Origin of the sequence: Alistipes sp. Marseille-P2263 (assembly GCF_018101075.1) — a bacterium.
Taxonomy (GTDB): Bacteria; Bacteroidota; Bacteroidia; order Bacteroidales; family Rikenellaceae; genus Alistipes; species Alistipes dispar.
The window spans coordinates 66,682-83,546 of sequence record NZ_JAGQEJ010000010.1; the positions used below are offsets into that span (position 1 = coordinate 66,682).

The 16,865-nt window shown below is 64.5% G+C and carries 16 protein-coding genes; 7 read left to right on the plus strand and 9 right to left on the minus strand.

Translation table 11 applies throughout. The features are described 5' to 3' along the window. The first annotated feature begins 52 nt into the window (after window positions 1-52). Together KB554_RS11635 and KB554_RS11640 are read left to right on the plus strand one after the other, a co-directional pair. A complete protein-coding gene (locus tag KB554_RS11635; protein WP_211036272.1) occupies window positions 53-1,042 on the plus strand; it encodes a polyprenyl synthetase family protein in 990 nt (329 codons plus the stop codon). Window positions 1,043-1,090: 48 nt separating this feature from the next. Continuing rightward, on the plus strand, window positions 1,091-2,368 hold the full coding sequence (locus KB554_RS11640; RefSeq protein ID WP_141428607.1) for an MFS transporter: 1,278 nt from the start codon (window positions 1,091-1,093) through the stop codon (window positions 2,366-2,368). A 257-nt stretch (window positions 2,369-2,625) separates the two neighbouring features. Here the strand turns inward: KB554_RS11640 and rplS are convergent, their stop codons facing one another. After that, window positions 2,626-3,006 carry a 50S ribosomal protein L19 gene (rplS, locus tag KB554_RS11645; RefSeq protein ID WP_141428609.1) on the minus strand — a complete coding sequence of 127 codons (381 nt, stop codon included), beginning with the start codon at window positions 3,004-3,006 and terminating at the stop codon, window positions 2,626-2,628. A 385-nt stretch (window positions 3,007-3,391) separates the two neighbouring features. Here rplS and surE point away from each other — a divergent pair, with 385 nt between their 5' ends. From surE to KB554_RS11660, 3 genes are read left to right on the plus strand one after another with little or no spacing between them, the layout of a single operon-like run. Next, window positions 3,392-4,162 (plus strand): 5'/3'-nucleotidase SurE, encoded by a 771-nt coding sequence (surE, locus tag KB554_RS11650; protein ID WP_141428611.1) that lies wholly within the window; start codon window positions 3,392-3,394, stop codon window positions 4,160-4,162. Window positions 4,163-4,194: 32 nt separating this feature from the next. After that, window positions 4,195-5,181: an ATP-binding protein gene (locus KB554_RS11655; RefSeq protein WP_141428613.1), complete on the plus strand. Its 987-nt coding sequence runs from the start codon at window positions 4,195-4,197 to the stop codon at window positions 5,179-5,181. 5 nt (window positions 5,182-5,186) lie between these two features. Continuing rightward, window positions 5,187-5,822 carry a response regulator transcription factor gene (locus KB554_RS11660; protein ID WP_141428615.1) on the plus strand — a complete coding sequence of 212 codons (636 nt, stop codon included), beginning with the start codon at window positions 5,187-5,189 and terminating at the stop codon, window positions 5,820-5,822. Between the two features lie 123 nt (window positions 5,823-5,945). Here the strand turns inward: KB554_RS11660 and KB554_RS11665 are convergent, their stop codons facing one another. The 3 genes from KB554_RS11665 to KB554_RS11675 form a co-directional block, all read right to left on the minus strand. Next, the gene (locus tag KB554_RS11665) at window positions 5,946-7,415 is read right to left on the minus strand and encodes a hypothetical protein (protein ID WP_211036274.1); all 1,470 of its coding nucleotides are present in this window, start codon (window positions 7,413-7,415) and stop codon (window positions 5,946-5,948) included. A 28-nt stretch (window positions 7,416-7,443) separates the two neighbouring features. Continuing rightward, window positions 7,444-8,859 carry a cardiolipin synthase gene (gene cls, locus KB554_RS11670; protein ID WP_141428619.1) on the minus strand — a complete coding sequence of 472 codons (1,416 nt, stop codon included), beginning with the start codon at window positions 8,857-8,859 and terminating at the stop codon, window positions 7,444-7,446. An 88-nt stretch (window positions 8,860-8,947) separates the two neighbouring features. Further along, window positions 8,948-9,949, minus strand: coding sequence for a DUF4837 family protein (locus KB554_RS11675; protein ID WP_211036276.1), 1,002 nt, complete (start codon window positions 9,947-9,949; stop codon window positions 8,948-8,950). Between the two features lie 175 nt (window positions 9,950-10,124). Here KB554_RS11675 and KB554_RS11680 point away from each other — a divergent pair, with 175 nt between their 5' ends. Both KB554_RS11680 and efp read left to right on the plus strand, forming a co-directional pair. After that, window positions 10,125-10,697 carry a polysaccharide deacetylase family protein gene (locus KB554_RS11680; RefSeq protein WP_141428623.1) on the plus strand — a complete coding sequence of 191 codons (573 nt, stop codon included), beginning with the start codon at window positions 10,125-10,127 and terminating at the stop codon, window positions 10,695-10,697. A gap of 105 nt (window positions 10,698-10,802) precedes the next feature. Continuing rightward, on the plus strand, window positions 10,803-11,369 hold the full coding sequence (efp, locus tag KB554_RS11685) for an elongation factor P (RefSeq protein WP_141428625.1): 567 nt from the start codon (window positions 10,803-10,805) through the stop codon (window positions 11,367-11,369). Between the two features lie 178 nt (window positions 11,370-11,547). On the opposite strand, the gene argH is transcribed toward efp, so the two are convergent. The 5 genes from argH to KB554_RS11710 all read right to left on the minus strand — a co-directional run bounded on the left by argH (window position 11,548) and on the right by KB554_RS11710 (window position 16,860). Continuing rightward, complete coding sequence (gene argH, locus KB554_RS11690; RefSeq protein ID WP_211036278.1) at window positions 11,548-12,861, minus strand: argininosuccinate lyase; 1,314 nt, start codon at window positions 12,859-12,861, stop codon at window positions 11,548-11,550. Beyond that, on the minus strand, window positions 12,858-13,919 hold the full coding sequence (locus KB554_RS11695; protein WP_211036338.1) for a M20 family metallo-hydrolase: 1,062 nt from the start codon (window positions 13,917-13,919) through the stop codon (window positions 12,858-12,860). The genes argH and KB554_RS11695 overlap by 4 nt, the downstream gene beginning before the upstream one ends. A 71-nt stretch (window positions 13,920-13,990) precedes the next feature. Then, a complete protein-coding gene (gene argB / locus KB554_RS11700) occupies window positions 13,991-14,761 on the minus strand; it encodes an acetylglutamate kinase (protein WP_141428629.1) in 771 nt (256 codons plus the stop codon). Beyond that, a complete protein-coding gene (locus KB554_RS11705; protein ID WP_141428631.1) occupies window positions 14,758-15,714 on the minus strand; it encodes an acetylornithine carbamoyltransferase in 957 nt (318 codons plus the stop codon). The genes argB and KB554_RS11705 overlap by 4 nt, the downstream gene beginning before the upstream one ends. 21 nt (window positions 15,715-15,735) lie before the next feature. Continuing rightward, a complete protein-coding gene (locus KB554_RS11710; protein ID WP_211036280.1) occupies window positions 15,736-16,860 on the minus strand; it encodes an aminotransferase class III-fold pyridoxal phosphate-dependent enzyme in 1,125 nt (374 codons plus the stop codon). Between the last annotated feature and the right edge of the window lie 5 nt (window positions 16,861-16,865).

Genomic DNA, 16,865 nt, shown 5'->3' on the forward strand with positions numbered 1-16,865 from the left:
AAATAGCGAGAGTGCGGTGTGCTCATAGCGAAAAATGACTATCTTTGCGGATATGATTACACTCGATGACATCCGCAGGCCCGTGACGGCCGAACTGGCTGCGTTCGAAGAGTTCGTCGAACGGCAGTTCACGGCCGAAGGGGAGTTGCTGTCCGACATGCTGCGCTATGCCCTGACGGCGCGCGGCAAGGGCATCCGTCCGCTGCTGGTGATGCTTTCGGCGGCGATGAACGCTCCGGTCAAGGGTGCGGCGGGCGGACGGCGCGCCTCGCTGGCGGCGATGCTGGTCGAAATGATCCACGTGGCCTCGCTCATCCACGACGACGTGATCGACGAGGCCGACACGCGCCGCGGCAAACCCTCGGTCAATGCCCGCTGGCAGTCGCACAAGGCGGTGATTCTGGGCGATTACATCCTGGCTAAAAATATGAATATCGGCCTGCAGAGCGGGCAGTTCGATCTGGTGACGCACGTATGCGGCTCGATGGCCGCGCTGTGCGAGGGCGAGGTGTTGCAGGACGAATGCGCCGCCGAACGCAGCATGACCCGCCGGACCTACCTCGACATCATCTACAAGAAGACGGCGAGCCTGCTGGGCGTCTCCGCGTCGGCGGGGGCGCTGGCCGTGGGGGCCACGCGCGACAAGGTGGCGACGATGCGCCGCTTCGGCGAGGCGGTGGGCATGGCCTTTCAGATTCAGGACGACATCCTGGACTATACCCCCTCGGCGCAGACGGGCAAACCCGTCTGCAACGACCTGCGGGAGGGGAAGATCACGCTGCCCCTGCTGACGGTGCTCGACCGCGCGTCGGAGGAGAGACGGGCCGATCTGCTGGACAGACTGGCCCGTTGTCACGAGGACGACGAAGCGGTGGAGTACCTGCGTCTTGCGGTGGAGCGGGAGGGCGGACTCTCCGCCGCGGCCGAGGTGATGCAGGATTATGTCTCGCGGGCCGTGGGGATGCTCTCCGACTACGACGACTCCGACTACCGCTCGGCGCTGGTGAACCTCTGCGCCTATATCGTCGAACGCGACAGATGACCGCAAATCCGGACAAACGATTATTAACCTAAATAACAGATCAACTCTATGGAACAAAAGAAGAATTACACATTACCTATCATCATGATGTTCGCGCTCTTCGCGATGATCTCGTTCGTCACGGGCTTCGCCAATCCGCTGGGCGTGATCGTGAAGAACCAGTTCTCGGTGGCGAACTGGATGTCGCAGCTGGGTAATGCGGCCAATTTCATCGCCTACGCCTTCATGGGTATTCCGGCGGGTCTGATGCTCAACCGCATCGGTTACAAGAAAACGGCGCTGGCGGCCATTGCGGTCGGTTTTATCGGCGTGGGTATCCAGTACCTTTCGGGCGTGGCCGGCAGCTTCGCGGTTTACCTCGTCGGCGCGTTCGTCTCGGGTTTCTCGATGTGTATGCTCAATACGGTGGTCAATCCGATGCTCAACACCCTCGGCGGCGGCGGCAAGCGGGGTAACCAGCTGATCCAGTTCGGCGGTTCGCTCAACTCGATCTCGGCCACCATCGTGCCGATTCTGGTCGGTTATCTGATGGGCGACGTGGCCCGCGCGACGATCAGCGACGCTTCGCCCGCGCTGTTCATCGCCATGGGTATCTTCGCCGTGGCCTTCGTCGTGCTCTCCATGGTCTCGATCCCCGAGCCGTATGCCATCGAGGAGAAGGCCGCCGAGGCGAAGAAGGACAAGCACAGCGCGCTCTCGTTCCGTCACTTCGTGCTGGGCGCCGTGGCCATCTTCATCTATGTGGGCGTCGAGGTCGGCATTCCCAACTTCATGAATCTCTTCCTCACCTCCACGACCGACGGCGCGGGCATGGCGGCCGCGGCCGCGGGTTCGCTCGTGGGCACGTACTGGTTCCTGATGATGTGCGGCCGTCTGGTCGGCGGCATCATCGGCGGCAAGGTCTCGAGCAAGTCGCAGCTCTCCGTGGTGGCTTCGGTAGCCATTCTCTTCGTGCTGGTGGGCATCTTCTCGCCCGTCACCTCGACGGTTTCGATGCCCGTCTTCACCGGTACGGGCTTCGGACTGGTGGAGGTTCCCGTCGGCGTCATGTTCCTCACGCTCTGCGGCCTCTGCACCTCGGTCATGTGGGGAGGCATCTTCAACCTCGCCGTCGAAGGCCTCGGCAAATACACCTCGATGGGTTCGGGCTTCTTCATGGTGATGGTCTGCGGCGGCGGTATCCTTCCGCTGATCCAGGGCGGCGTGGCCGACTTCGCGGGCTACCTCTCGAGCTACTGGGTCGTGATCGTGGGTCTGGCCTACATCCTCTTCTACGCCCTCGTGGGTTCGAAGAACGTGAACAAGGATATTCCGGTGACCGACTGATCGGCCGTTTCCGGAACGCAGAACGGGGGATGCCGCAGCGCGGCGTCCCCCGTCGGTTTTCGGGCGCGGCATTTCCGTGCGGAATCGTTTCCTGCTCCGGTGTTTCCTGCGCCTGTTTCCGTGCGGCGCGTTTCCGGGGGGCGTTCTCTTCGGCGCAGAGCTTTCGGGTGCGGCCGCCTTGCTGCGGCCGGAGAGGATGCGAAAAAACGGGACATTCATTTCGAATGTCCCGTTTTCCGTTTCCGGGCAGATGCGGATTACTTCTCCGAGCTGCTCGTCATGCGCTTCTCCTTGATACGCGCCTTCTTGCCCGTCAGATCGCGCAGGTAGTAGATGCGGGCGCGGCGGACCACACCGATCTTATTGACCTCGATCTTCTCGATATGGGGCGAGTAAAGCGGGAAGATGCGCTCGACGCCCACGCCGTTCGAAATCTTGCGGATCGTGAACATCTTGGTCTTGCCCTGACCCTTGATCTGGATAACCACGCCGCGGAAACTCTGCACGCGCTCCTTGTTACCCTCGACGATTTTGTAGGATACGGTGATCGTGTCACCGGCCTTGAACGACGGCACGTCGGCGTCCGTCTTCGGCCACATCTGCTCGTTTACGAGCCGGATGATTGCGTCTTTGTTCATTGTTGCAACGAATTTTGAGTTTCGCACCCGACATTCCCGCTGCGCCCGGACTACCATACGGACCCCTTGTCCGTAATCCCGCGGAACCGCTCCGCCGCATCCCCGCCGGTCCGCTTTCCGTTTCCGGAAAGTCTTCCCGCGCGTCCGCCGCATCGTCCGCCGTCGCCGTAGCGCCCAATGAAAGAGGTCGATATACGCCCTGTTGGGGTTGCAAATATAGGAAGAATTTTCCGAATGGCGCAACTATTGCCTCGAATTCCGCTTCGGTCGGAGGATTTATCGCTATCTTTACGGGCGATTTCCGGCCGGGATTCCGCGGAGCGGAGCGGTTTGCGCCGCTTTCGGGGCCGCGGGTCCGTTTCGCCGGAACGGAACGAAAAAGACTATGGAAGAGAGACTGATACTCGTGACCAACGACGACGGTTACGATTCGCGGGGCATGGAGGCCGCCGTCGAGGTGGCCCGCACCTTCGGGCGCGTGGTGGTCGTGGCGCCCGAGACGACGCAGAGCGGCATGAGCCAGGCCATCACCATGTATAGTCCGCTCTACCTGCGCAGCGTCCGCGAGGAGGAGGGACTGGCGGTTTACGCCTTCTCCGGCACGCCCGTCGATTGCGTGAAGATGGCTTTCGACTGCCTGCTGCGCGACGAACGGGTCGATCTGGTGCTCTCGGGCATCAACCACGGCTCGAACTCCGCGGTCAATGTGCTCTATTCGGGGACGATGGGCGCGGCCATCGAGGGCAGTTTCTACGGCTGTCCGGCCGTGGGACTGTCGCTCGACGACCATGCCGCCGATGCCGATTTCGAGGCGGCGGTGCTCTACGGCCGGCGGATCGTCGGCGCGGTGCTGGACCGCGGTGCGGAGCTGCCGCTGTGCCTGAACGTCAATGTCCCGAAGGGACGGCCCGGCGAGGTGCGCGGCGTGCGGCTCTGCCGGCAGAACCGCGGCTTCTGGCGCGAGGAGTTCTTCCGCCGCGAGGATCCGCGGGGCCGCCCCTACTTCTGGCTCACGGGCGAATTCGTCAATGGCGAGCCCGGAGCGACCGACACCGACGAGTGGGCGCTGGCGCACGGCTACGTGTCGGTGGTTCCCGTGCAGGCCGATCTGACGGATTACCGGCAGTTGAAGCGGCTCGACGGGATGTTCGAATGATTTTTTCGCTATCTTTGTGAAAAACCGCGGTTATGCTCATCAAGATCCTGCTCGTCATCTCGATCATCGTCCAGACGCTGGCGACGGCCTATGCCCTGCGGCTGGTGCGTGCCACGAAGTACAACTCCGTGTGGATACTCTTCATCGTGGGCTTCTCGCTGCTGACCATCGAGCGGCTGGTGCAGTTGCTCATGGATATGGGCGTGGAGATCGTTCCGCGCTGGTGGTTCGCCTACCTGGGCGTCACGGTGTCGATCTGCCTGTCGATCGGGGTGATGTACGCGCACAAGCTCTTCAAGTATATCGACCGCCTGAATCACCAGCGGACGCTGCTCAACAAGCGCATCCTGACGGCCGTGCTGCGTACCGAGGAGAAGGCCCGGTCGCGTTTCTCGAAGGAGCTGCACGACGGGCTGGGTCCGCTGCTCTCTTCGGCGAAGATGTCGCTGACGGCCCTTTCGCGCGACGAGCGCAGCGCCGAGCAGCGCGAGATCATCGACAATACGACCTATGTGATCGAGGAGGCGATCCGCTCGCTGCGCGAGATTTCGAACAACCTTTCGCCGCACGTGCTCAACGATTTCGGACTGGCGCGGGGCGTGCGGAATTTCATCGACAAGAGTGCGGCCATGCACGACGTGAAGATCCGCTTCACGACCAACCTCCGCACCGAACGTTACGATACGGACGTAGAGGTGATCCTCTACCGGGTGATCTGCGAGCTGATAAACAATTCGCTCAAGCATTCGGGCTGTTCGTCGATCAACCTTTCGCTCTCGCAGAACGGGCCGGAGCTGGCGCTCGACTATTCGGACGACGGCCGCGGGTTCAATCCGCAGGCGATGATGGACTGCGGTATGGGGCTTTCGAACATCGCGTCGCGCATCAATTCGCTCGGCGGCACGTTCGACATCACCTCGTCCAAAGGCAGGGGGATGCGGACGGCGATCCGGATCAACACGCAGGAGGAAGCTCCCGGACCCGCGGAGCGGACGCGCCGGCGTAAAAAAAGAGAGTAATCGGGATGGAGTGCAGAATCATACTCGTGGACGACCATTCGCTCTTCCGCAACGGGCTGCGGGAGCTGCTCGAACGCTGCGAAGGCTGCCGCGTCGTAGGCGAGGCGGCCAGCGGCGAGGAGTTCCTGGCGATGATGGAGGGGATGGAGGCCGACATCGTCTTCATGGATTTTTCGATGCCGGGGCTCGACGGCGCGCAGACGACCGAGCGGGCGCTGGCCCGGCGGCCGGAGCTGCGGATCATCACCTTGTCGATGTTCGGCGAGGAGAGCTACTACTCGCGGATGGTCGAGGCCGGAGCCCGGGGATTCCTGCTGAAGGATTCGGACATAGGCGACGTGCTGGAGGCCATCGGGACGGTGATGGGCGGCGGAAGCTACTTCTCGCCGCAACTGCTTTCGTCGCTGACGGGACGGATGCGCACGCGCGACGACGCGGCCGACGACCAGCTCTCCTCGCGCGAGCGCGAGATTCTGGTGGCCGTCTGCCGGGGGCTTTCCAACCAGGAGATCGCCGACGAACTCTTCATATCGAAGCGCACGGTCGATAAGCACCGTGCCAATATTCTCGAAAAGACCGGCTGCAAGAACACCGCGAGCCTGGTGGTCTATGCCATTCGCAACGGCATCGTCGAAATCTGATCCCGCAGAAGAGACCGGTCGGGCCCCCTGTCGCCGCACTCCGCCTCCGGTGCGGGGCCGGATCGCGCAGCCGGGGCGGGTCGGCCGGGTTTCTGCCCGTCGGGGTATCTGTCCGCCGCGGCGTCACTCGCCGGTGTCGAGCCGGATCGTGTAGGTCTTTCCCGGTTCGAAGCCGGGATCGTAAATCAGCAGAAAGTTTTCGTCCACGGCGGCGTTCCATGCCTGTCCGGCCGCGAGGCGGGGATTCGGCAGCCGCTCGGGGAAGAAGTAGCTGAAAGGCAGCCTGCCCACGTGCTCCTCCTTGAACCGGCCGCCCGCCATGCGCTCGGCGTCGAATGCGGCGGAGGTCGTCACCGTCAGGATGCACTGTCCCTTTTCGTGCCGTTCGCTCACGATGAAATCGCGTTCGGCGGGAAGCTCCCGCAGCCGTACGTCCCATGCCGGGTCGCCGTAGAACGCCAGCACGTCGCGGTCGAAGAAGAAGCCCGTCTCGTCCGCCGAGAGTTTCCGCCCCGCGACGCTGTCGGCCCGGACGAAATCCTCCTCGGCGAAACCCTCCTCGCCGAACGGGAAGGCCCGTTCGCCCAATCCGGGACACCACTCCTCGAGCTGATGCAGCATGTCCTGCTGGTTGAGGTAGAAGGCCTCGGCGAGCGTGTAGCGTCCGGGCGTCGTCAGCCAGTATTTCAGTCCGCCCCATCCGTTGCGGCCGTACCAGGTCGGGACCACGTAGCCGGCCATCGCCGCGGCGTTCGCGCTGTTCATCCATGCGACGGCCATGCTCCCGCGCGTGTTGTCCACGTTGCCGATCAGGCAGTTCCCGATCGGCAGGAACACGCGCCGTTTGTCCGACCCGGCCAGCGGCGTGCGCCCCTCCGGGAAGTCGGCGTAGAGCGCTCCGTCGGCGCACCGCAGGTTCCCCACCGAGAACGGCATTTCGAGGTTCCGTTCCGTGGCGTGCGAGGCCGTGGTGACGAGATCGGGATCGAGCCGGGCGTAGAAGTCGCAGAACTCCCGCAGCAGGTCGGGCCGCCCGTCGGGCAGCAGCCGTCGCGTGCGGTAGTGGGCAACGGAGTCTTCGCCCGGACGTTTCACGCCGCAGCGGCCCGCGTCGCGGTCGTCCACATAGGCGAAGGCGTCGAACCACTTGCCGCTGCCCACCTCGCGCAGCGTGCTTACGGCGCTCCGGATGACGAGCGGTTCGCGGGCGTTGCGCACCATGCGCAGCGCCGCTTCGGCGTCGTATCCCGTGATGACGCCCCAGAGGTAGTCGGCGTAGATGTCCCGGTCCGCCTCGCGGCTCATGCGGTTGAGCTCGATGATGTAGTCGCGCCCGATGCGTTCGGGCCGGTCCACGAAGGCCACGTAGCGGGGCGCCGCGCAGCGCAGCGCGGGCAGCGCCTCGCGCACCGAGTCGCGGTAACGGATCACCCGGGCGCCGGGATGGCTTTCGCGGAGCGCTTCGACGACGGCGCTCCACTGCGGGTCGTCGGCGATGCCGGGTCCGGCGACGATCGCGTAGTCCGATGCGGCCGGGGCCTGCGTGCAGGCGTATGCAGCGGCGGAGAGGAGAAACAGCAGGATTCGTTTCATATCGGGTTGCGGTTTTAGGTTGCGGCGGTTACATGAGCGGCGAGAAGACGCGCATGAAGGATTCGGCCCAGCGGCGGCGGCGCGGGCGGCGGAACCACTCGCCGGGCGTCACGGCGTGGCATTTCGCGGCGTCGGAGTCGAATATCGCGGCCATGCGGGCGGTGAACTCCTCGTCGCAGACGAAGGCATTGACCTCGAAGTTGTGCTCGAAGCTGCGGAAATCCATGTTCGCCGAGCCGATCACGGTCAGCGCGTCGTCGGCGATGAGCAGCTTGGAGTGCAGGAATCCCGGTTCGTAGAAGAGTATCTTCACGCCGGCGCGCATCATGTCGTCGAGGTAGGAGTGCGACGCGAGGTCGATGAGCTTCGAGTCCGAACGCGCCGGGAGCATCAGCCGCACGTCGGTCCCCGCCAGCGCGGCGGTTTGCAGCGCGGTGTTCAGCACGTCCGAGGGGAGGTAGTAGGGGGTCTGGATCCAGACCCTGCGGCGGGCGTTTGCCACGGCGTAGCTTTCGGCCTGGAGCAGCGTGCGCCATTTGCCGAAGGGGCCTCCGGCCACGATTTGCAGGATGTCGTCCGTGTAGCGTTTCGCCGCGGGGAAGTATTCCGGACCGGCGATATGGCGTTTGGTGGTCGCCGACCAGTCGCTCAGGAAGGCGATCTGCAATCCCGCCACGCCGCTCCCCTCGATCCGGAAATGGGTGTCGCGCCACGAACCCCACTCCGTGCCGCGCACGTAGCGGTCGGCGATGTTCATGCCGCCGATGAAGCCCGTGCGGCCGTCGATGACGACGATCTTGCGGTGGTTGCGGTAATTGACCTTGCTCGTGAAGCGCGGGAACTTGACGTGCAGGAAGGCATGGACCTCGATTCCCGCCTCGCGCATCTCCCGGAAGAACGCCTTCTTGACGCCGCTGCACCCCACGTCGTCGTAGAGAATCCGCACGCGGACTCCCTCGCGGGCCTTCGCGGCGAGCGCGTCGCGGAGGCGGCGGCCCGTCTCGTCGTCGCTGAGGATGTAGTATTGCAGGTGGATGTGGTGGTGCGCCCGGGCGATCTCCCCGAGCAGCGCCTCCATCTTCGCTCCGCCGTCGGTGTAGGGGGTGATGCGGCTGCCGTAGAGCGGCACGGCGTGGCATGTGCGCCGGAGCAGTTGCGCCAGCGGACGGTACTGTTCCGGCAGGTCGGGACAGCCGGTGTGTTCGGCCTCCTCCAGTTGCAGGGTGATCCGTTTGCGCGTGCGGCGCGAGATGATGCGCTGTTTCGAGAGATTCTGTCCGAAGAAGAAGTAGAAGACGAGCCCCGCGACGGGCGCCAGCAGCAGTACGATGATCCACGGCAGGGTCTTCAGCGGATTCCGGTTGTCGGTGATGATGACCAGCACGATGCCGAGAATCGTGACCGTGTAGAGCGTGAGGAACGTGTATGTCAGGATTTGCTGCATGGGGGTCTTCGGGGTTTCTTCCGGAGCGCCGCACGGCCCGGGGCGGCGCCCCTTCCGGACGCAGGGGGCGCTGCGCCTTTCCGGACCGCTACTTCTCCGTCTCGGGGAAAGTCACGGTGTAGAGCAGGTGTTCGACGCCGCGCACGAAGTTGCGTTTGTGGAGCTTGGGCGAATAGACGTAGCAGTCGAGCGTGAAGACGCGGTTCGTGGCCGTGTCCACGGTCGTGTAGCTGACGAACGGACCTCCCATGAAATCGTTCTTCACGTCCCAGAAGCCGCGCAGCTCGCACCAGAGACGGCCTTCGAGGCGGAACATCCTGTAGGCCGGGGGGATGACTTCGGAGGTGGTCATCCAGGAGCCGTCCGACGGACCCGGAATCCGGGCCGCGTACTTGTTGCGGGCGGCGAGCAGCGCCTCGGGGGCGAGCGATTCGGGTCCCTCGTAGGGGTAGGAGCAGATGAAGAAGCCCTGGCTTGCGGCCGGGTACTCGTAGCGCGCCCAGAGGAAGTCGTCCTCCTGCTTGGCCAGCACGTAGCCCTTTGGGACTTTGATTCCGACGCCGAACGTCTTGCGCACGGCGGCGTCGATACCCGTGTTGTAGAACTTCGAATTGGCCTCCACGGCACGGTCCCGTTCGGCCTGTTCGAGGGCGTGCACGAGGTTTTCGCGGTTCTTCGAGAGGTACTCCACGAGCGAGCGGTCGTCGGGACTCGCCGTCGTCAGGACGATCTGCGGCCGGGCCGTCACGTCGTATTCCACGCCTGTCGTCACTTCCGGGAGCGAGGGGTCGATCCGGATCTTGAGGATGTTCCGGTGGTCGGCCACGAGTCCCGTGAATCCGCGCTCCTGCACGCGCAGCACGTCGAAGAGCGGTTCGGTCTGGTTGAGATAGGGAACCGGGGCCGTGAGCACGGCGCGCAGCGTGTCGCCCACCTCGCCCGTCCACTCCTGCTGCGGGCAGACCACGATCAGCTCGTAGGGCTTGCCCTGCGACGCCTTTTTCGAATCGGTCAGGGTATTGACGGCCTTGCAGCCGGCCGCCGTCGCCGCGATGAGCGCGGTCAGGATGATGCGGGAGAGTGCTTTCATTTCGATCGGTATTGTTCCCCGCGGAGACGGCGTCCGACGCCGGAAAATGTCGTGCGGCCGCTCTCTCGGGGGAAGTTATTCACAAATATAACCATATTTTTTCGCATTTGGCGCGGATTTTCCCTATTTTTGCTCCGGTATGCGTTTGAAGCCACCGAAAATAATCCGGCGTCTGATGCCGGACCTGATCTGGGAGATCGCCGACGAGGAGGGGGTTTTCCTCACCTTCGACGACGGACCGACGCCCGGTGTCACGGAGTGGATTCTCTCGACGCTGGACAAGTATGATGCCAAAGCCACCTTCTTCGTGCTGGGCAAGAACGTCGAGATGTATCCCGACCTCTACCGGCGGATTCTCGACGCCGGGCACAAGGTGGGCAACCACACCTATTCGCATCAGAAGGGATGGGGCATGAGCCTGGAACGTTACACGGAGGATGTGGATTTCGCCAACGATCTGATCCACAGCGAACTGTTCCGGCCTCCCTATGCGCGCATCACCCCGGCGCAGGCCCGTCTGCTGGGGCAGCGTTACAAACTGGTCATGTGGGACATCATTTCGCGCGACTACAACCGCAAACTCTCGCCGAGGACCTGCCTGCGGAACGTCACGAAGTACCTCGCCCCGGGGGCCATCGTCGTGTTCCACGACAGCGAGAAGGCTTTCCGCAACATGCGTTACGCCTTGCCCCGCACGCTGGAGAAGATTCGTCAGATGGGGCTCACGTGCAAGGCGATAGAGCTTTGAGCGTTCCGGACGACGGCCGGAATGCGGGTGCGGAGAAAAATAGGAATATTGCTTTTTTTTTGCTAACTTCGCCCCCGCGAAATTCAATATCAAAAACAATACGTTATGGCAACTACCGCAGACATCAAGATCGGCATGTGCATCGAGCTGGACGGCAAGACCTTTCAGATCGTCGATTTCCAGCATGTGAAACCGGGCAAGGGCCCCGCTTTCGTTCGCACGAAACTCAAGAACCTCGAGAACGGCCGCGTGCTGGACAACACCTTCTCGGCCGGCGTGAAGATCGAGCCCGTGCGTGTCGAGCGCCGTCCCTACCAGTTCACCTACGAGGACGATCTGGGCATGCACTTCATGCATACGGAGACCTTCGAGGAGATCAACATCGACAAGAACCTGATCAACAACTACGACCTGATGGCCGACGGCCAGATCGTCGAGGTCATGTTCCATACCGAGAAGGAGACCGTGCTTTCGGCCGAACTGCCCCCGATCGTGGACATGGAGGTGACCTACACCGAGCCGGGCGTCAAGGGCGACACCGCTTCGACCAACTCGCTCAAGCCCGCGACGGTCAATACGGGGGCCACGATCCGCGTGCCGCTGTTCATCAACACGGGCGACAAGATCCGCGTCGATACCCGTACGCGCGAATACTACGAGCGCATCAAGTAGGCATCGCCGCTGCCGGCCGGGCGCATGGCCCGGACCCGGACCGATTCACCCCGGACGAAGATACGGAGACGTGTCCCGTCCGGGGTTTTTCGTATGCTGCGGAGGAGAATGGCCGCGGAGTGTGCGGCGCAGGTGTGCGGAGAGCGAGTCGCGGAGTGTGCGGTCTCCGCTCCCCGGGTTACAGGCCCGGGGTTTCGAACTCCTTCATCACGCGTTCCATCTTGCGGCGGATTTCGGCGGTGCAGAGGTTGCCGATGCTTCCCTCGTGGGTGTGATGCACCTCGCGCGTGGGAGTGTATTCGCCCCGCTGGACGGCCATGCCCACCTGCCGGTAGGCCTCGCGGAACGGCACGCCCTGCAATACCAGCCGGTTCACGTCCTCGACGGTGAACAGGTAGTCGTATTTCCGGTCGTCGAGGATGTGCCCGTTCACCCGCAGGTGGGCGAGCATGAAGTCGCACATGCCGAGCGTCCGCCGGATCTCGTCCGTGGCCGGGAAGAGGATGTCTTTCAGGAGCTGCAGGTCGCGGTGGTATCCCGCGGGGAGGTTCGTCGTCAGCAGGGCGATCTCGTTGGGCAGCGCCTGGAGACGGTTGCAGCGGCCCCGCATGATCTCGAAGACGTCGGGATTCTTCTTGTGGGGCATGATGCTCGACCCGGTGGTCAGCTCGTCGGGCAGCGACACGAACCCGAAGTTCTGGCTCATGAAGAGACAGAGGTCCATCGCCATGCGGCCGACCGTCGCCGCGACGGCCGCGATGGCCGCCGCCGCCGCCCGTTCGCTCTTGCCGCGGCTCATCTGGGCCGCCACGACGTTGTAGTGCAGCTCCTCGAAACCCATGAGGCGCGTGGTCATCGTGCGGTCGAGCGGGAACGACGAGCCGTAGCCGGCGGCCGATCCCAGCGGATTCTGGTTGGCTATGTGCCACGCCGCGGCGAGCAGCCGCATGTCGTCCACGAGCGTTTCGGCGTAGGCCCCGAACCAGAGCCCGAACGACGAGGGCATGGCGATCTGGAGGTGGGTGTAGCCCGGCATCAGCACCTCCTTGTGGCGTTCGCTCAGCTCCTGCAGCCGGTCGAAGAGCGTGCGCACCGCACCGGCGATCTGCCGCAGTTCGTCGCGCAGGAACAGTTTGAGGTCCACCAGCACCTGATCGTTGCGCGAGCGTCCCGAGTGGATCTTCTTGCCTGCGTCGCCGAGCCTCCGCGTGAGCATCAGCTCCACCTCGGAGTGCACGTCCTCCGTGCCGGGTTCGATCTCGAAGCGTCCGGCCTCGATTTCGGCGGCGATCTCCCGCAGTCCCGCGGTCAGCGTCTCCAGCTCCTCGCGGGTCAGCAGGCCGATCTTCTCGAGCATGGCGATATGCGCCAGCGACCCTTCGACGTCGTAGCGCGCCAGCCGCATGTCCAGCTCGCGGTCCTGTCCCACGGTGTACTCCTCGATCATTCTGTCCGGCTCGAAGCCCTTGTCCCAAAGTTTCGTACTGCTCATAGTTCCGATGCTAATTTTTCGATGTAGGTTTCATAGACGGCGATCCCTTCGGCGATCTCCGAAAGGCACACGTATTCGTCGGCCGTGTGCGACCGTTCCGATTCGCCCGGGCCTATCTTGAGCGCCGGGAAGGGCATCAGCGTCCGGTCCGAAGTCGTGGGCGAGACGAATGTCCGGCGTCCGGCGGCGCGGGCGGCGCGCATGAGCGGATGGTCGTCCGCGATGGCCGCGGCGCGGATGCGCGTCGAGCGGGGCACGGCTTCCGAACGGATCGCGCGGCGAAGGATTTCGACCGTCTCCTCGTTCGTGTAGGCGTCCGTCGTGCGGATGTCGGCGACGAAGCGGCAGACGTCGGGCACGACGTTGTGCTGCGTACCCGCCTCGATCTGCGTGACGGCGATTCCGACGGGCCCCAGCAGCGCCGACTCCCGCTCGAAGCGGAATGTCCGCAGGCGGGCGATGTCGTCGAGCGCGATGTAGAGGGCGTTGATCCCCTCGTTGCGGGCCGCATGGCCGCTCCGCCCGCGGGCCGTGCAGTCGAGCACCACGAGGCCCCGTTCGCCCGCGGCGGCCTGCATGCCGGTCGGTTCGCCCACCAGCGCCATGTCGATCGGTCCCAGCACGGGCAGCAGGGCGCGGATGCCGCGTTCGCCCATGCACTCCTCCTCGGCCGTGAGGGCCAGTACGAGGTTGAAGGGCAGCGGCCGCGAGCGGAAGGCGAGGAACGTCTCGGCGAGCGCGACGACCGATGCCCCGGCGTCGTTGCTGCCCAGTCCGTACAGCCGGTCGCCTTCGACGGCCGGATCGTACGGATCGCGCGTGTAGGAGGCCGCGGGCCGCACCGTGTCGTGGTGCGAGTTCAGCAGCAGCGTCGGCCGCGCGGGGTCGAATCCGGCGGAACGGGCCCATACGTTGTTGTGGAACCGTTCGGGAGCCGCACCGCGCTCCGCGAGGAAGGCGTGGAGCAGGTCGCCCGTGCGCGCCTCGTCGCGCGAGACGGAGGGCGTGGCGACGAGCCGCCGGAGCAGTCCGACGGCCTCTTCGGTTCTCGTATCCATCATTCTCTTCGTTCTGTTTTCCGGCTGTTCCCCGGGTCGGTCCGGCCGCAGGGCGGCCGCGTTCGGCCCGGTCAGCGTATCGTCGTGCCCGAGTCGTCGGCGAGGCGTTCGGCGCTGCGTATCGTGACGCTCCGCACGCCCTTTTCGACGGCCCGGAGGGCGTTTTCGATCTTCGGGATCATCCCTTTCGACACCGTGCCGTCGGCCTTGAGCGGGGGATAGGTCGCGGCGGTGATCTCGCGGATTACGGAGCCCTCGTCCTCCGCGTCGCGCAGCACGCCGCGCTTCTCGAAGCAGTATATGAGATCGGTCGGCGCGAGGCGTGCGGCGCCCAGCGCCACGGCCGAGGCCACGCTGTCGGCATTGCAGTTGAGCAGCGTACCCCGCCCGTCGTGCATGATGGCCGGGAAGACGGGCACGAGGCCCGCGTCGAGCAACCGCCCGAGCAGCTTGTGATCGACCCGCTCGATGTCGCCCACGAAACCGAAATCGACCGGTTCCGGTGCGCGGCGGCGGGCCGTCACGATGTTGCCGTCGGCGCCCGACAGTCCGATAGCGTTGCATCCGGCGGCCTGAAGTCCCGCGACGATCTGTTTGTTCACCAGCCCGGCGTAGACCATCGTCACCACGTCGAGCATTCCCTTGTCGGTGATGCGGCGTCCTTCGACCATCCGCACCTCCAGCTCCAGCCGCTCGGCCAGCCGCGTGGCCAGCTTGCCTCCGCCGTGCACCAGGATCTTCGCGCCGGGCAGGGCGGCGAACTCGCCGAGAAACCGTTTGAGGGCCGCCGCGTCGTCTATGACGTTGCCGCCGATCTTCACGACCGTGATCCGTTCCGTCATTGCAGTCCCTCCAGCAGCCGTTTGAGTACCACCTGCGCCGAGATTTCGCGGTTCGCCGCCTCGGGGATGACCAGCGAGCGGGGCGATTCGATCACCGAGTCGGTGACGATCATGTTGCGCCGCACGGGCAGACAGTGCATGAAGAAGGCGTCGTTCGTCAGAGCCATCTTCTCGTCGTCCACCGTCCACGAACGGTCGCGCGAGAGCACCTTCCCGTAGTTGGGGTCGGCCCATGCGGCCCAGTTCTTGGCATAGACGAAGTCGGCGCCTTCGAGGGCCTTGCGCTGGTCGTACTCGACGCGGGCGCGGCCCACGAACTCCGGGGCGAGCTCGTAGCCCTCGGGATGGGTGATGACGAAGTCGTAGTCCGCGGCGTTCATCCACTCGGCGAAGGAGTTGGGCACGGCCTGCGGCAGGGCGTTGGGATGCGGCGCCCAGGTCATCACGACCTTCGGGCGCTCGACGCGCCTGTGCTCCTCGATGGTGATCAGATCGGCGAAGCTCTGCAACGGGTGACGTGTGGCGGCCTCCATCGAGAAGACCGGACGGCCCGAGTGGCGGATGAACTGTTCGAGTATGCGCTCCTCGTAGTCCTCGGCCTTGTCGCGGAAGCGGGCGAAGGAGCGCACGCCGATCACGTCGCAGTAGGAGCCCATGACGGGGATGGCTTCGAGCAGGTGCTCGGCCTTGTCGCCGTCCATCACCACGCCGCGCTCGGTTTCGAGTTTCCAGGCCCCCTGGGTGACGTCGAGGACCATGACGTTCATGCCCAGGTTCATCGCCGCCTTCTGGGTCGAGAGCCGCGTGCGGAGGCTCGAATTGAAGAAGAGCATCAGCAGCGTGCGGTTGCGGCCCAGACCCGTGAACTGGAAGCGGTCGCGCTTGATCTCCAGCGCTTCGGCGACGGCTTCGCGCAGGTCGCCTATGTCTTGTACGCAGGTAAATTTCTTCATGGTTTTCTTCTGTTTTCTGGGTTATCCGACGATCCCGCGGAACGATTCGAGGAAACGGTCGGCCAGCTCGCGCGTGAGGCAGAGGGCCGGAAGCAGCCGGACGGTCGAGGCGCCCGCTCCGCCCGTGAAGACGTGCCGCTCGAAGAGCAGCCGCCGGCGCAGTTCGGCCCCCGGACCGTCGGTTTCGATGCCGATCATCAGGCCGCGGCCCCGGACCTCGCGGAGCGTCGTGAACCGCCGCAGCTCGCCGAGGAGGTATTCGCCCACCGCGGCGGCGTTTTCCACGAGCCGTTCGCGTTCGATCGTGTCCAGCACGGCGATCGCCGCGGCGCAGGCGAGGTGGTTGCCGCCGAAGGTGGTGCCCAGCAGACCCGGCCGCGCCTCGAAGTGGGGCGCGATGAGCACGCCGCCGATCGGGAAGCCGTTGCCCATGCCTTTGGCCGTGGTGATGAGATCGGGGCGGATGCCGGCGTGCTGGTGGGCGAAGAAGCGTCCCGTGCGGCCGTAGCCCGACTGGATTTCGTCCAGGATGAGCTGCGTGCCCGTTTCGGTCGCCGCCTCGCGCAGGGCGCGCAGGAAGTCGTCCGTCGGGCAGTGGATGCCCGCGACGCCCTGGATTCCTTCGACGATCACGGCGGCGAATTCTCGCGTCGAGAGTTTCTCGCGCACGGCGCCGATGTCGTTCAGCGGCGCGAATTCCACGTTCGGCGTGCGGTTGAACGGCGCTGCGATCGCGGGGTTGTCCGTGGCGGCCACGGCGCCCGCCGTGCGGCCGTGGAACGCCTTCGTGAAGGAGAGCACCTTCGCGCGTCCTGTGTGGAACGAGGCGAGCTTGAGTGCGTTCTCATTGGCTTCGGCCCCCGAGTTGCAGAGGAAGAGGCTGTAGTCGGCATAGCCCGATATGCGTCCCAGCTTCTCGGCCAGACGGGTCTGGAGCGGGTTTTCCACCGAATTGGAGTAGAAGCCCAGACGCGCGACCTGCTCCGAGACGGCCCGCACGTAGTCCGGGTGGGCATGGCCGATCGAGATCACGGCGTGTCCGCCGTAGAGGTCGAGGTATTCCGTGCCGGCCGTATCATAGACGAAACAGCCCCGGCCGCGTACCGGTTCGACGGGGTAGAGGGAATATACGTTGAAAAGTTTCATGTGTT

Excerpts from the sequence above, each read along its gene's own strand:
- KB554_RS11635 (WP_211036272.1), top strand. The coding sequence starts at position 53 with ATGATTACACTCGATGACATCCGCAGGCCCGTGACGGCCGAACTGGCT.
- KB554_RS11640 (WP_141428607.1), top strand. The coding sequence starts at position 1,091 with ATGGAACAAAAGAAGAATTACACATTACCTATCATCATGATGTTCGCG.
- rplS (WP_141428609.1), bottom strand. The coding sequence starts at position 3,006 with ATGAACAAAGACGCAATCATCCGGCTCGTAAACGAGCAGATGTGGCCG.
- surE (WP_141428611.1), top strand. The coding sequence starts at position 3,392 with ATGGAAGAGAGACTGATACTCGTGACCAACGACGACGGTTACGATTCG.
- KB554_RS11655 (WP_141428613.1), top strand. The coding sequence starts at position 4,195 with ATGCTCATCAAGATCCTGCTCGTCATCTCGATCATCGTCCAGACGCTG.
- KB554_RS11660 (WP_141428615.1), top strand. The coding sequence starts at position 5,187 with ATGGAGTGCAGAATCATACTCGTGGACGACCATTCGCTCTTCCGCAAC.
- KB554_RS11665 (WP_211036274.1), bottom strand. The coding sequence starts at position 7,415 with ATGAAACGAATCCTGCTGTTTCTCCTCTCCGCCGCTGCATACGCCTGC.
- cls (WP_141428619.1), bottom strand. The coding sequence starts at position 8,859 with ATGCAGCAAATCCTGACATACACGTTCCTCACGCTCTACACGGTCACG.
- KB554_RS11675 (WP_211036276.1), bottom strand. The coding sequence starts at position 9,949 with ATGAAAGCACTCTCCCGCATCATCCTGACCGCGCTCATCGCGGCGACG.
- KB554_RS11680 (WP_141428623.1), top strand. The coding sequence starts at position 10,125 with ATGCCGGACCTGATCTGGGAGATCGCCGACGAGGAGGGGGTTTTCCTC.
- efp (WP_141428625.1), top strand. The coding sequence starts at position 10,803 with ATGGCAACTACCGCAGACATCAAGATCGGCATGTGCATCGAGCTGGAC.
- argH (WP_211036278.1), bottom strand. The coding sequence starts at position 12,861 with ATGAGCAGTACGAAACTTTGGGACAAGGGCTTCGAGCCGGACAGAATG.
- KB554_RS11695 (WP_211036338.1), bottom strand. The coding sequence starts at position 13,919 with ATGGATACGAGAACCGAAGAGGCCGTCGGACTGCTCCGGCGGCTCGTC.
- argB (WP_141428629.1), bottom strand. The coding sequence starts at position 14,761 with ATGACGGAACGGATCACGGTCGTGAAGATCGGCGGCAACGTCATAGAC.
- KB554_RS11705 (WP_141428631.1), bottom strand. The coding sequence starts at position 15,714 with ATGAAGAAATTTACCTGCGTACAAGACATAGGCGACCTGCGCGAAGCC.
- KB554_RS11710 (WP_211036280.1), bottom strand. The coding sequence starts at position 16,860 with ATGAAACTTTTCAACGTATATTCCCTCTACCCCGTCGAACCGGTACGC.